Source organism: Roseiflexus sp. RS-1 (assembly GCF_000016665.1).
Lineage (GTDB): Bacteria > Chloroflexota > Chloroflexia > Chloroflexales > Roseiflexaceae > Roseiflexus.
Map to the genome: position 1 here is coordinate 5745643 of NC_009523.1, position 13395 is coordinate 5759037.

The 13395-nt window shown below is 61.5% G+C and carries 9 protein-coding genes; 7 read left to right on the top strand and 2 right to left on the bottom strand.

The features are described 5' to 3' along the window. Nucleotides 1–266 precede the first annotated feature (266 nt). The 5 genes from ROSERS_RS23565 to ROSERS_RS23585 all read left to right on the top strand — a co-directional run bounded on the left by ROSERS_RS23565 (nucleotide 267) and on the right by ROSERS_RS23585 (nucleotide 5924). Nucleotides 267–1913, top strand: a complete 1647-nt coding sequence (locus ROSERS_RS23565) for an ABC1 kinase family protein (RefSeq protein WP_232282726.1) — start codon at nucleotides 267–269, stop codon at nucleotides 1911–1913. Between the two features lie 67 nt (nucleotides 1914–1980). Beyond that, nucleotides 1981–2832: a fused MFS/spermidine synthase gene (locus tag ROSERS_RS23570; protein WP_011959256.1), complete on the top strand. Its 852-nt coding sequence runs from the start codon at nucleotides 1981–1983 to the stop codon at nucleotides 2830–2832. Nucleotides 2833–2989: 157 nt separating this feature from the next. After that, a complete protein-coding gene (locus tag ROSERS_RS23575; RefSeq protein ID WP_011959257.1) occupies nucleotides 2990–3952 on the top strand; it encodes an IS110-like element ISRfsp2 family transposase in 963 nt (320 codons plus the stop codon). Nucleotides 3953–4055: 103 nt separating this feature from the next. After that, a complete protein-coding gene (gene dprA / locus ROSERS_RS23580; protein ID WP_011959258.1) occupies nucleotides 4056–5138 on the top strand; it encodes a DNA-processing protein DprA in 1083 nt (360 codons plus the stop codon). A gap of 144 nt (nucleotides 5139–5282) precedes the next feature. Next, complete coding sequence (locus tag ROSERS_RS23585) at nucleotides 5283–5924, top strand: CAP domain-containing protein (protein ID WP_011959259.1); 642 nt, start codon at nucleotides 5283–5285, stop codon at nucleotides 5922–5924. A 409-nt stretch (nucleotides 5925–6333) separates the two neighbouring features. Here the strand turns inward: ROSERS_RS23585 and ROSERS_RS25495 are convergent, their stop codons facing one another. Next, nucleotides 6334–8208: a pseudouridine synthase gene (locus ROSERS_RS25495; protein ID WP_011959260.1), complete on the bottom strand. Its 1875-nt coding sequence runs from the start codon at nucleotides 8206–8208 to the stop codon at nucleotides 6334–6336. Nucleotides 8209–8795: 587 nt separating this feature from the next. On the opposite strand from ROSERS_RS25495, the gene ROSERS_RS23605 reads away from it, so the two are divergent. Together ROSERS_RS23605 and ROSERS_RS23610 are read left to right on the top strand one after the other, a co-directional pair. Continuing rightward, the gene (locus ROSERS_RS23605; protein ID WP_011959261.1) at nucleotides 8796–10541 is read left to right on the top strand and encodes an ABC transporter permease; all 1746 of its coding nucleotides are present in this window, start codon (nucleotides 8796–8798) and stop codon (nucleotides 10539–10541) included. Between the two features lie 18 nt (nucleotides 10542–10559). Continuing rightward, the gene (locus ROSERS_RS23610) at nucleotides 10560–11870 is read left to right on the top strand and encodes an ABC transporter ATP-binding protein (protein WP_011959262.1); all 1311 of its coding nucleotides are present in this window, start codon (nucleotides 10560–10562) and stop codon (nucleotides 11868–11870) included. On the opposite strand, the gene ROSERS_RS23615 is transcribed toward ROSERS_RS23610, so the two are convergent. After that, complete coding sequence (locus ROSERS_RS23615; protein WP_011959263.1) at nucleotides 11860–13032, bottom strand: PQQ-dependent sugar dehydrogenase; 1173 nt, start codon at nucleotides 13030–13032, stop codon at nucleotides 11860–11862. The genes ROSERS_RS23610 and ROSERS_RS23615 overlap by 11 nt on opposite strands. Nucleotides 13033–13395 lie beyond the last annotated feature (363 nt).

A 13395-nucleotide genomic window follows, 5' to 3' on the forward strand; every position in this document is an offset into this window, starting at 1 on the left:
AATCAAGCTGGCTGGAGTCGGGTTACTTGATCTTTTGCCACAGCTCTACGGCGCTATCTGGATCCCTGAGGCTGTGCGAGATGAGTATCTGGTTCGCGCAGACGTGCTGCGTTGCTGAGGGTTTCTGTGATGCTATAATACGACATGTGCAAACGGTCACAAAGCCGACAACGACCGGTTCCAGCACCGGCGCCATATCTGCCCTTCCGCCGCTGCCGCCCGATCTTCGCCCTTTTCCCGTACCCAGGCGGCGGCGGTTTCTTCGTGTGTCCTGGTTCTTTTTCCGCGTTATCGTTCATGTCTTCATTTTCGACATTCTGTTCAACCGCTACCGGCTGACGCGCTGGTACGCGCAGCGCACCGGAATCAGGCGCTACCAGCGCATCGCACGCGATTTCCGCCGCCTGGCAGTGCGAATGGGAGGCGTGCTGATCAAACTCGGTCAGTTCCTCAGCGCGCGCGCCGATGTCCTCCCTGCAGTCATCACCGATGAACTGGCCGGCCTGCAGGATGAGGTGCCGCCAGCGCCGCTTCCGTATGTGCTGCAAACCCTCATCACCGAACTCCGTAGACCGCTGGCGGACATCTTTGCCCGTTTCGATCCAACCCCTGTAGCGGCAGCATCGCTCGGTCAGGTCTACTACGGTGAACTCTGCGATGGGCGATCGGTTGCCGTCAAGATTCAGCGCCCACGCATCGATGAGATTGTCGAGATCGACCTGAGCGCCGTACTGTGGGCGGTGCGCATCGTCAAGAACTACCCGTTGATCCGGCGGCGGGCAGACCTGGAACTGTTATTCGAAGAATTCGCGCGTGTGCTGCGCGAGGAACTCGACTATGAGCGCGAGGCGCAGCACGCGCTGCGGTTTCGGATCAATTTCGCCGATACGCCAGGGGTTTACTTTCCCAAACCGTACCCCGAACTCTCAACCCGGCGCGTGCTGATCATGGAACGGATCAGCGGCATCAAAATTAGCGATTACGCTGCGCTCGAGCGCGCCGGCGTGGATCGCACCGAAGTCGCAACCCGGCTCAATCGCGCTTACCTGAAACAATTCTTCCTCGATGGCTTCTTCCATGCCGATCCCCACCCCGGTAATATCTTCGTGCGCGTCGAAGGTCCGCCGCCGCCTCAGACCAATGGCGTCAAACCGGGCGCACCCTTCACCCTCATCCTGCTCGACTGCGGCATGGTCGGTTATCTGCCGCCGACGACCATGGAAATCATGCGGAGCGGTGTGATTGGACTGGCGACCAACGATCCAGAGCGGATCGTCGACGCTCTCGACCGTCTGGGAATGATCCTGCCGGGCGCCGACCGACGCCCGATCGTGCAGGCGTTGCAGATTGTGCTGCGTCATACCTATGCGCGCACGCAGCGAGAACTGACAAACATCGACGTTGAAAAATTGTTCGATGAAACCGAGCATCTCGTGCGTGATCTGCCTTTTCAGATACCACAAGACCTGATCTACCTGGGACGGGCGATCAGTCTGGTGAGCGGGATCGTGACCGGGCTACATCCCGATATTAACCTGTTCGAGGAGACGCAACCATTCGCACAGGCAATGCTTGATCGTGAACGAAAAAATGGCGATTGGCTGGAGGAGATCCGGCGCGAAGTGACAGCGCTCAGCCAGGTTGCAGCGACACTGCCGCGTCAGATGGATGCGTACTACAAGGCGGCCAACCGCGGTGAACTGCAAATGCGTGTCGATCTGTCGCGTCTCGAACGCGGTATGAAGCGCGTCGAGCGGGCGACCAATCGACTCTCCGGCGGCATCATCGCAGCGGCGCTGTTCATCGGCGGCGTCTTGCTGCGGATCAACGGCTTTGCCGACGAGGCGTTCTGGTCGTGGGTTGCGGCTGCTGGCGCTACGTTGTGGACGATCTGGCCCCGCAGCGAGCGGTGAGCACGGTCTGTATCCGCGTCCTGACGACTGCGCGTGTGCAGAGCGGGTGTCTCGCGGAGGATCATCCATGGCTTTGGAAAGCGCACAATCTCGCCTGGCATCGTACACTGCTGCGCTCGCCGAACGCCTGGATCGGCTTCGCGCACTCCCTGACGGCGTTCTTTGCGATCGCTCGTTGCCGCAGGTGCGTCTGTGGGTCATTAAGGAAGGGACCTTTATCAGCCTCTTCTTTCTGAACCCGGCGAGCGGCGCGCTCGATGGACCGATGTCGCGGATCGACATTGAGCGTCCGCTCCACCTCCTTGCGCCGTACAATCGCGCACTTCTGCTCACCCTCCTCTGGCGTCCATCACCGCGCCGTGTGTGCATGCTGGGTTTCGGCGGAGGGCGCATCTCACTGGCGCTCCACGCGCATCTCCCCAACGTCATTATCGATAATGTCGATATCGATCCGGCGTTTGAGATGGTTGCCGCCACGTACTTCGGAGTGACCTTCGATGAGCGGCAGCGTCTCCACATCGCCGATGCACAGGAGTACCTCCGGCAATCGCCGCACCGCTACGACATCATCTTCATGGATGCATTCAGCGATGCGCGCGACCATCTGGATCACCTGGCAACGGCTGAGTTCTATGCCCTCTGTCAGAAGCGCCTGCTGCCCGGCGGCGTTATCGGTATCAATCTGCTCCGCAGCGACCCACGCTTTGCTGCGAAAGCGCACGTGTTCCGCACGTCCTTCCGCACAACACTGGCAGCGCCGCTGCGCCATTCGCTGGTGCTGTTCGGCGCCGGTCGTATGCCAGCGCCGGTAACAACCCTCAGGGAGCGCGCGCACGACCTGGCGTTACGGTATGGCTTCGACGCCGATCTGACCGACATTGCCGCAACCCTGCGCCCTCTGCGCGATAGTATAATCTAACGGGACACGGTATACCGTTCTGCGCCAGGTTCACGAGATCGCCGCGGAGTGTTGGGTAGCCGTGTCCTTCAACGCGACCAAGCCGAACAGTTATCTGGGCCCTCAAACCCGCATATGCTAGCAAGGCTGGCGCCGTTTTCCTCAGGAGGTTCTGTGTATGGCTTCCCGTGAGTCGCTCTTTATCGGCATTGATGTCTCCAAACAGACGCTGGATGTGGCGTTTGGCGCCGACCCGCACGCGCCACGCGAGACGATACCGTCTACCGACGAAGGTGTCCAGCTCCTGGTCACGCGACTCCAGCGCCTGCAGCCGACCCTGATTGTGCTGGAGGCGACCGGCGGGCTGGAGCGCATGGTGTTCGCCCAACTGCTCCAGGCTGGCTTGCCGACGGCGCGGGTGCAGCCACGCCGCGTGCGCGCCCTGGCGCACGCGGAAGGACGCCAGGCGAAGACCGACCGCCTGGATGCCCGGTTGCTCGCCCGCTTTGCCGAACGGGTGCGCCCGCCGCACCACCAAGCGACGGACGAGCAGCGCGCATCCTTGCGCGACCTGCTGGTCCGGCGGGAGCAGGTGATTCAGATGCGGACGGCTGAGATCAATCGGTTGACGGCTGCCGCGCCGAACCTCCGCCCGGGCATCCAGCAGCATATTGATTGGCTGGATCAGGAGATCCGTGCGCTTGAGCAGGAACGCGACAACGAGGCGGAGCGCACCGACGAGGTGCGCCGGAAACGGGAGCTGCGCGAAAGCGTGCCCGGCATCGGCGCGATCACCGCACTGAACCTGCTGCTCCGCCTGCCCGAACTGGGGACCATCAAGCGCACGGAAGCGGCGGCCTTTGTGGGCGTTGCGCCGTATGCCAATCAGAGCGGCGCACAGCACAAACCCCGGCATATCTCCGGCGGCAGGAGGGATGTGCGCAGCGTGTTGTACATGGCGACCCTGGCGGCCACGCGGCGCCGTCTGGTCAGGCGCGCCTTCGATCAGCGCCTGTGTCAAGCTGGCAAGCCGCGCAAGGTCGCCATCGTCGCTGCGATGCGCAAGCTGCTGACTATTCTCGGCGCAATATTGCGTCAGCAAAAGCCCTGGGATCCGGCTGTGCATACGAGCGCCCCTTGACAAGCAACACAGTTACTCTGTGGTAATGTCGAAGCGATATACTACACACGGTCGGCAGGCGAGCGCTGCCATCGGTTGCGTTTGCAGAAACATCGGGGGCGTCATGGACAACACGCGCTACTATCTCGGTTTCAACTACGTGAATGGCATTGGTCCGGTGCGACTGGATCGCCTGATCGAACAGTGCGGCTCGATCGAAGCAGCCTGGCATGCCTCTGCTACCGAACTGATGGCGATTGGGTTGGAATCCAAACTGATCGAGGCGCTGATCGAAACCCGGCGCACCCTCGACCTCGACCGGGAAATGGAACGTCTCCAGCGCGCCGGAGTTGCTCTCATTGATCGTGAGAGTCCCGCGTACCCCGCCGCGCTGCGCCATGTCCCGTCCCCGCCGCCGTTGCTCTACGTGCGTGGCGCTCTCTCCGACGTCGATTCCTGGAGCGTCGCCGTGGTGGGCACCCGCCAGCCGACGGCATACGGGCGCGAGGCGACCCGCCGCCTGACGACCGGACTGGTTGAAGCCGGCGTGACAATCATCAGCGGTCTGGCGTTGGGCATCGACAGCATCGCCCACACGACGGCGCTCGACGCTGGCGGTCGAACGCTGGCGGTACTGCCATGCGGCATCGATCTGGTCTACCCCGAACGGCACGACACCCTGGCGCGCCGTATTACCGACCACGGCGCACTGATCTCAGAGTTCCCGCCCGGCACACGACCGACACCCCAACTGTTCCCGGTGCGCAACCGCCTGATCAGCGGACTGGCGCGCGGCGTGCTGGTGGTGGAAGCCGGTGTCAAAAGCGGTGCGCTGATCACCGTCGATTATGCACTCGAACAGGGGCGCGATGTCTTCGCCGTGCCCGGACCGATCTTCAGCCCGCGATCTGAAGGAACCAATCGCCTCATCCGCAACGGCGCAGGGCTGGTGACGTGCGCCGGGGATATTCTCGAAGCGCTCGACATGAGCACGGCGGCGAGCCAGCAAGAGGTGCGTGCCGCTCTGCCCGACGATCCCGTCGAGGCGGCAGTGCTGGCGCTGGTCGGGTACGAGCCGCTCCATATTGATGATCTGCAACGACGCACATCCATGCCAGTCCACGAAGTGTCTGCAACACTGACGGTGCTCGAACTCAAGGGCTTTGTGCGTCAATGTGCACCAATGTGCTACGTTCTGGCGCATTAACCAGCAGACCTATCCAACCGGCGTACCAGGAGCTATGGGCAGCGGGGACTATCGGGCTATTTGCAGGAGAAGAAGCATACCGTAAAATTCAGGTAAAGAGGTGCAACACGTGCATTGTACCAGGACGTCTCAGGGAGCGCTTCCATGCATTGTTCTTTACCCTACGCTCTTCGTATTACCCTTCTGCTGCTTATCGCTGTGCTGGCGCTGACAACGCCGACGCTCTTCGCCCAGACGACGACCGATTTCCCCTCCAGCATTGGTGAACCGGCCACAACTGATGATACGCTGAGCTCCATCCACTCAGAGACGAGCAATGCGCCCATGGCGAGCCACACAGCGTATCTGCCGCTCGTGCTCAAACCAGGGACAACGGATAGCAGCAACTCGAGCGTTCTGCCGCCGCTGGCGCAGCAGGTGGTCGATCTCACCAATGCGTACCGTGTTGCAGCAGGATGCGCGCCGCTCGCAGTGTCGCCGCAACTCACTGCGGCAGCGGCAGCTCACAGCCAGGATATGGCGCAGAACAACTTCTTCAGCCACACCGGCTCAGACGGTTCCACACCCTGGGATCGAATCAGGCGAACCGGGTATTCCTACCGGAGTGCGGCTGAGAACATCGCCGCCGGTTACCGCACTGCCGGGGATGTGGTGCAGGGATGGTATAGCAGCCCCGGACATCGACAAAATATGCTGAACTGTGATCTGCGCGAAATTGGGGTCGCCTATGCCGATGGCGGATCGTATGGAAGATACTGGACGCAGGTATTCGCAACTCCACGCTAGCACGTCCACGATGGCGCAGGTGGACGTGTAGTTCAACCTCAAGGGTGGATTTCTTGGGAGAGATGAGTGATTTTCTGCATTCCCGTGCGCTTGTGCCCCTCATCCCCCTGCCCCCTTCTCCCACAAGGGGAGAAGGGGGATTCTGGACGTCCTGATGCCTGGAACGGAAGATAACACGCAGGGGCTTCCAAAAAACCCACCCCTGTGAGTCACCTCCTGAGAGCGCGGGCATCGTGCCCGCTTGCCGATGCCCCCTACTTCCTGAGAGCGCGGGCGTCGCGCCCGCATGCCGATGCCCCCTATCTGGGGTTCAAGGACGTCGCGCCCGCATAGCAAACCGGGTGCGGCAATGCCGCACCCGGCGCTTTTTATTCAGCCAGCTGCGCCATTTCAGCGCGAGGCGTCGCGCTTACTCCTCTTCTTCCTCGAGAGAACGTGGCGCAGGGCGATCATTGCCCGAAAACCCCCGCGAGCCGCGATCATTGCGTCGTTCTCCACGATACCCGCTCCGCTCGTCTCGCCGCTCCCGGTACCCGCCGCCCCGCTCATCCCGTCGGAAATCACGCGGTCCATTCGCCCCCCGCTCTTCCCGCCGCTCCCGGTACCCGCCGCCCCGCTCATTCCGTCGGAAATCACGCGGTCCATTCGCCCCCCGCTCTTCCCGCCGCTCCCGGTACCCGCCGCCTCGCTCGTCCCGCCGGAAGTCACGCGGTCCATTCGCCCCCCGCTCCTCCCGCCGCTCCCGGTACCCGCCGCTTCGCTCGTCCCGTCGGAAGTCACGCGGTCCATTCGCCCCCCGCTCTTCCCGCCGCTCCCGGTACCCGCCGCCTCGCTCATCCCGCCGGAAGTCACGCGGTCCATTCGCCCCCCGCTCTTCCCGCCGCTCCCGGTACCCGCCGCTTCGCTCGTCCCGCCGGAAGTCGCGTGGTCCATTCCCCCCTCGCTCCTCCCGCCGCTCCCGGTACCCGCCGCCCCGCTCATCCCGCCGGAAGTCGCGCGGTCCATTCCCCCCTCGCTCCTCCCGCCGCTCCCGGTACCCGCCGCCCCGCTCATCCCGCCGGAAGTCGCGCGGTCCATTCCCCCCTCGCTCCTCCCGCCGCTCCCGGTACCCGCCGCCCCGCTCATCCCGCCGGAAGTCGCGCGGTCCACTCGTCCCCCGCTCCTCCCGCCGCTCCCGGTATCCGCCGCCCCGCTCATCGCGCCGCTCCCGGTACCCGCCGCCCCGCTCGTCCCGCCGATCGCCACGTCCATCGCCTGAACCGCGCCTGTCGCGCTGCTCACGGCCATACCCATCCCGCCCGGAATGGCGAACATCGCGTGGCGGACGTTCATCATGGCGGATTCGCTCGTTATCCCGTGAACTGCGCCTCTCATCGACGACCGGCGGCGGCTGAACGCTTTCAACCGCCTCATCGAGATCAGGGAGAGTCGTGTCCGTCACCTGATCGCCCTTCTGCAACAATCGCGCCGACGGAGTAATGCGTCGCAACCGGCGCCCGCCAGAGACCTGCGTCTCACCCTGTTCACGCCGACGCGGCTGTTCCGCTTCGGCGACCGCCGCGTTTCGTTCGGCGTGTTCTCGCAACATATCAACCTCTTCATCAGTAAGAAAACGCCATGTACCGCTCGGAAGGTCGCCCAATGTCAGCGGACCTTCGCGTACACGGATCAACCGCCGCACCTCATACCCCAAAACGCGCGCCACTTCACGAATCTGGCGCTTGCGCCCCTCGTGCAGGATGACGCGCACCCAGGCGCCATCGGGCGTGCGTTCGATCAGCTCGACCCACGCAGGCGCAGTTTTCACCCCGTCAAGTTCGACACCGGTGCGCCAGGCACGCAGCGCAGCCGGTGAAGGCGCCTCGTTCAAGAGCACACGGTACTCTTTTTCGACCTGGTAACTCGGATGGGTCAATTTCTGGGTCAGTTCACCATCATCGGTCAACAGGAGCAACCCTTCCGAGTCATAATCCAGCCGACCTACCGGAAACAATCGTTGTTCCAGATTGACCAGATCGATGACAGTTGGACGACCCTGCGGATCGTCGGTTGTGGAGACCACGCCAGCAGGTTTGTGGAGCATCACATAGGTGCGGTGATGAATTTTCCCAATCGGTCTGCCATCGACCAGTATCTCATCGTGTTCCGGGTCAACGCGCGTACCAGGAATGCGAACCACCTTCCCGTTGACCATGACACGCCCTGCGGCGATATACTCTTCGCAATCACGCCGCGACGCAATGCCGGCGCTTGCCAGCACCTTCTGTAATCGTTCTGCACTCAATGTTGAACCTGTCTCCTCAATATGCGGGCTGTCACGACATTCCGGCGTTCGCCGGTTTCTCTGCGCCCTGCTCTTTCAATATGCGGGCTTTCGCTTTCCGTATTCCGGCACGATGGGGTGTCGGGAGGAAGCGCCGGAAGATCTCAAAAGGCTCACATTTCAAGCCATCACACTGTCTGCCTGTAAACGGACGCGCACGCTCTGTGGTGTTGCTGGTTTCCCTGCGGCTCCGCGCCGGGGGACGACTGGCAGGTCTCGCTCCTTCATCCCAACGAGGAGTAATGAAGTGTGGACTCGCTCTATTATACCATAGATTCAGCATGCACGTATTGCTGCACAACGCAGAGGAGTCCCGCCCGCTTTGCCCACGGATATGCCACATTGGTGGTACAATTGGCGCGCTGCGCTGGCGGCGCCGTATGCCGCCGGTTTTCCTTGCAACGCTGCACGGCGATCGAGTGTCTTTCACTGCCCCTGCTTGTTGGAGCCTGTATGGCAACGACGACCCGTCGCGTTTTTACACCGACTCCGCCTGATCGGCCGCGGTTATGGAGATTGAAAATTAAATCCGCTATACTGCGCTAGCCGTGGGGCTGAAGCCCTCGGCTAACCAGGGCAAAGCCCGCCTGCGCGGGCTATACCGGATTATTTCTTCAAAGACCATTACCGCTGCGGATAGCATCATCGTGCTGATCATCGTCGGGTTGCTGGCGCTCGGCATCTGGCTGGCGGAAGCAGCGCCGGCAGAGGTGCGTGGACCGGAGATAAGTCTGTCGATTACAGCGCTGCCATTCTACGCATTCCATTCGGTGGGTCGAATGGCTGCTGCGTATGCGCTATCACTTGGCTTCACCCTGATCTACGGCTACGTCGCCGCCTACAATCCGCGCGCCGAGCGGGTGCTGATGCCGTTGCTCGATGTGTTGCAGAGTGTGCCGATCCTTTCGTTCCTGCCGGTCGTGCTCCTGAGTTTTACCGCTATCCTGCCGGAAGGCATCGCCGTCGAACTCGCCTCGATTGTGCTGATCTTCACCAGTCAGGTCTGGAACATGACCTTCGCATGGTATCAGTCGCTTACCACCGTACCGCGCGAACTGCGCGAAGCAAGCAGTATTTTTCGTTTCACCCGCTGGCGCCGCCTGACAACGCTGGAACTGCCGTTTGGTGCGCTTGCCCTGATCTGGAACAGTATGATGAGTTGGGCTGGCGGATGGTTCTTCCTGATGGCAGCCGAGATTTTTACCCTCGGTGCACGTGATTTTCGCCTGCCGGGGCTGGGGGCGTACCTGCAAACAGCGGCAAATGCAGAGAACCTGCCAGCCATTGGCTACGGCATTGCGACCCTGATCGTCGTTATTGTCCTGCTCGATCAACTCATCTGGCGTCCGCTGCTGGTCTGGGCGGATCGGTTCAAACTCGAAATGGTTGAAAGCGATAATCCGCCGCAATCGTGGTTCTACGATCTGTTGCAACACGCAACGCTGAAAGATGTGATCGGCGGGGTTGTTGCACCGGTTGGTCGCACACTGGATGCGCTGTTCGACCGATTGCTCCCATTGCCCCGCGCCACGAGCGGCGACACGAACAGCGGCTTCCGGATCGGATGGCTGTTTCTGGCGCTCATCGGCGCGGCGGCAGTGGCAGGGACGCTGCTCGGCGGGCGGATGCTGATCCAGGTTTCGCCCGAACAGTGGCTCGGCATCGGCATTGGACTCGGCGCAACTTTCCTGCGCGTCGTGGCGGCGCTGGCGATTGCGCTGATCTGGACTGTGCCGCTGGGCGTCTATATCGGCATGCAACCGCGCGCTGCGGCTGTACTGCAACCGATCATTCAGATCGTTGCGTCCGTTCCGGCTACGGCGCTGTTTCCCGTTCTGGTGTTGGCGCTGCTGAGCATTCCCGGAGGACTCAACATCGCCGCGGTCTTGCTCATGCTGCTCGGCACTCAGTGGTATGTGCTGTTCAATGTGATTGCCGGCGCATCAGCCATCCCGCAGGATCTGCGTTATACGACCGATCTGTTGCAATTGAGCGGATGGCAACGCTGGCGCACGCTTATCCTGCCCGCTCTGTTTCCCTACCTGATCACCGGGATGATCACCGCCAGCGGCGGCGCATGGAATGCCAGCATTGTTGCAGAATTTGTGGTCTTCGGCGGGCAAACGTACCAGAGTACCGGCGTCGGCGCCCAGATCACGTCCGCCACCGCCGATGGCGACTATCCACGCCTGCTGGCAGCCACGCTGGCTATGGTGATAACCGTCGTGGCGATCAATCGCCTCGTCTGGCGACGCCTCTATCGACTTGCTGAAACTGTGTATCGTATGGAATAGCGATGCAGGGGTGAATGTATGGCGACGCTGAACGGCGCGGTGCTGGTTGAACTGCGCAATGTCGCACAGCGCTACGGGCGCGGCGAGAAGCGCTTCACCGCCATCGAGCATATCAATCTGACCATCCGTGAAGGGGAATTTGTCGCGCTGCTCGGTCCGTCGGGGTGTGGCAAGAGCACGCTGCTGCGCATCATTACCGGGTTGAACCAACCGAGTGACGGCGAGGTTCGCTACCGTGGCGCGCCGTTGCGCGGCGTCAACCCGTATGCAACGATTGTGTTCCAGTCGTTTGCGCTTTTCCCGTGGTTGACCGTTGAGGCAAATGTGGCTATTGCGATGCGTGCGCGCGGCATACCTGCGGAACAGGCGCACGCCCGGGCGATCGAGTTGATCGATATGGTCGGACTCGACGGCTTCGAGCAGGCATACCCGCGTGAACTGTCGGGCGGTATGCGCCAGAAGGTCGGGATTGCCCGCGCCCTCGCGGCAAACCCCGAACTGCTCTGCCTCGACGAGCCGTTCAGCGCCCTCGACGTGCTGAGCGCCGAGACGTTGCGCGGCGAAGTGCTTGAACTCTGGACCGGCGGTCAACTCCAGATTCGCGCAGTGTTGATGGTAAGCCACAACATCGAAGAAGCGATCTTCATGGCAGACCGGATCGTGGTAATGGATAAAGGTCCGGGACGGATCATTGCCGAAGTGCCGGTTACGCTGCCGCACCCGCGCGACCGTAAATCGGAAGCGTTCGTCACCCTGACCGACCGTGTCTACGGCATTCTCATGGGGCAGACGCAACCAGAGCATGTCGAGTTCGGCACCGAACCAGGGCAGGCTGGACGCACCCGCGCATTGCCCAACGCCGAAGTGACCGAACTCGCCGGTTTGCTTGAACATGTGAACAGCACCCCCGCTGAGCGTGATGATATCTATCAACTGGCGGAGGAGTTAGGGCTGGATTTCAACAATCTGCTGGCGCTGGTCGAAGCGGCGGAACTACTCGGATTCGCCCGTGTCGAAACCGGCGACCTGATCATTACACCGTTGGGAGAAACGTTCGCCGACGCCAGCATTCTGACGCGCAAAGAAATCTTTGCATCGCGCCTGCGGCGCCTGCCCTTCTTCCGCTGGATGCTGCGCATGCTGGAAGCGTCGGGAGAACGGTCGCTGCGCCGCGAAGTGCTCCTCACCGCCCTGGAACGCGACTTCCCTCCCGACGAGGCGGAACTGCAACTCGACATCGCCAGCAAATGGGGACGCTATGCCGAATTGTTCGGCTATGACGACGCCCAGGGACGCTTTTTCCTGGAAGATGTGGCTGTCACCGTATGATGAAGGGCAGACTCACGCGATAGGGACGACCAATTACCGGGCGGATGCGCAGCAACGTCGCACTGGTTGCGTCAGTCGAGATATAGATGAACCCGTCCGGTCCCACCGTCACATCGCGCAGGCGACCATATTGACCGTTGATCAGCATCTCCTGCTCAACAATCGTTCGATTGTTGATCTTCAGGCGATAGAGCCTGCCGGTTTTCAGTGTCACGAAGAACAGGTCGCCGTTCCACTCAGGAAAAGCGCTGCCAGTGTAAAACATCATATCCGAAGTTGCAACGGTGCTGTCGGTATTGAACACTGCAACCGGCGCCATGAAATTGGGAACGCCATCGCAGTTCACCGTTCCCAGGCAGTACCGGGGCGGATTGCCCCACCCCCAGCCATAGTTGTGCCCGGCGATCAGAATGTTGAGTTCGTCCATAATATCTGGACCATGCTCCGTGCTCCAGAAGTCGCCGGTCGCCGGATGAAACGCCAGTCCCTGGTGGTTGCGATGTCCCAGCGTCCAGATCAGTGAGCGTGGCGACTGACCCGCAGCATAGAACGGGTTGTCAGGCGGGATGCTGCCGTCCTTGAAGATGCGGAAGGTCTTGCCGCCGGTGCTGTTGAAGTTCTGCGCCAGCGGCGGGTCGAGCGCGTCGCCCATCGAGACAAACAGGTAACGGTTGTCGGGTGAGACGATGACACGACAGCCATCGTGATGGGTAGCGCCGACCATGTTATCGATCAGGATAGCCTCATCACGAACCACGCCAGCGCCGGGATCGACGGTGAAGCGCGAGAGACGGTTCTTGCGATTGTTATTCGTATCGAAGTAACTGTAGCAGATGTACGCCCAACCGTTGCCTGCAAAATCCGGGTCGAGTTCCATCCCCAGCATGCCCGCCTCGCTCTCGGCACGAAACCGGGATGGCGGCAAGCCGCTGAAGGTCTGCACCGCGCCGGTTGCGATACTTAAGGCGTACAGGCGCCCACTGTTGCGCGCAGTGAAGAACAGGCGTCCATCAGGAGCGAAGTTAATGCTCCATGGGCGGTCGAGTCCTGTCTTGACCACTTCGATCTCAAACGACGGCGCGGCGCGGGTGACCGCGATCCCGATCACCGATGCAAACGCTGCAACCGACAGCAGCAGGATCCAGATCAGATAGCGAGTCATGCGAATTTCCCTCTCAAACGGACGGAGCGATGCAACAAGCGGGTTTCCTGCAAAAAGAAAGGTCGTTTCACCGCAGAGACGCAAAAGACGCAGAGCGCGATTAATGGAAAACGCTGCGATCCTGGCGTCTCTGCGGTGCGTTTTTGCAGTGAAGTCACAAAAGCAAAACTGTCGAGACGCAGGGCTGCATCGCTATTCTTGCACATCCCCGGCTGCCAGCACATCCCTCGCAGCAGGACAATAGTCCTGTTTTTTGCAGTGGATGCAGCCCGCACCGCACCTCTCCAGACACCGGGCCATCTCCAGGACAACGGGGGAGTGGCGGATGTCCTGCCTGAGTCTGCGGTGCACATGTTGCGCCTG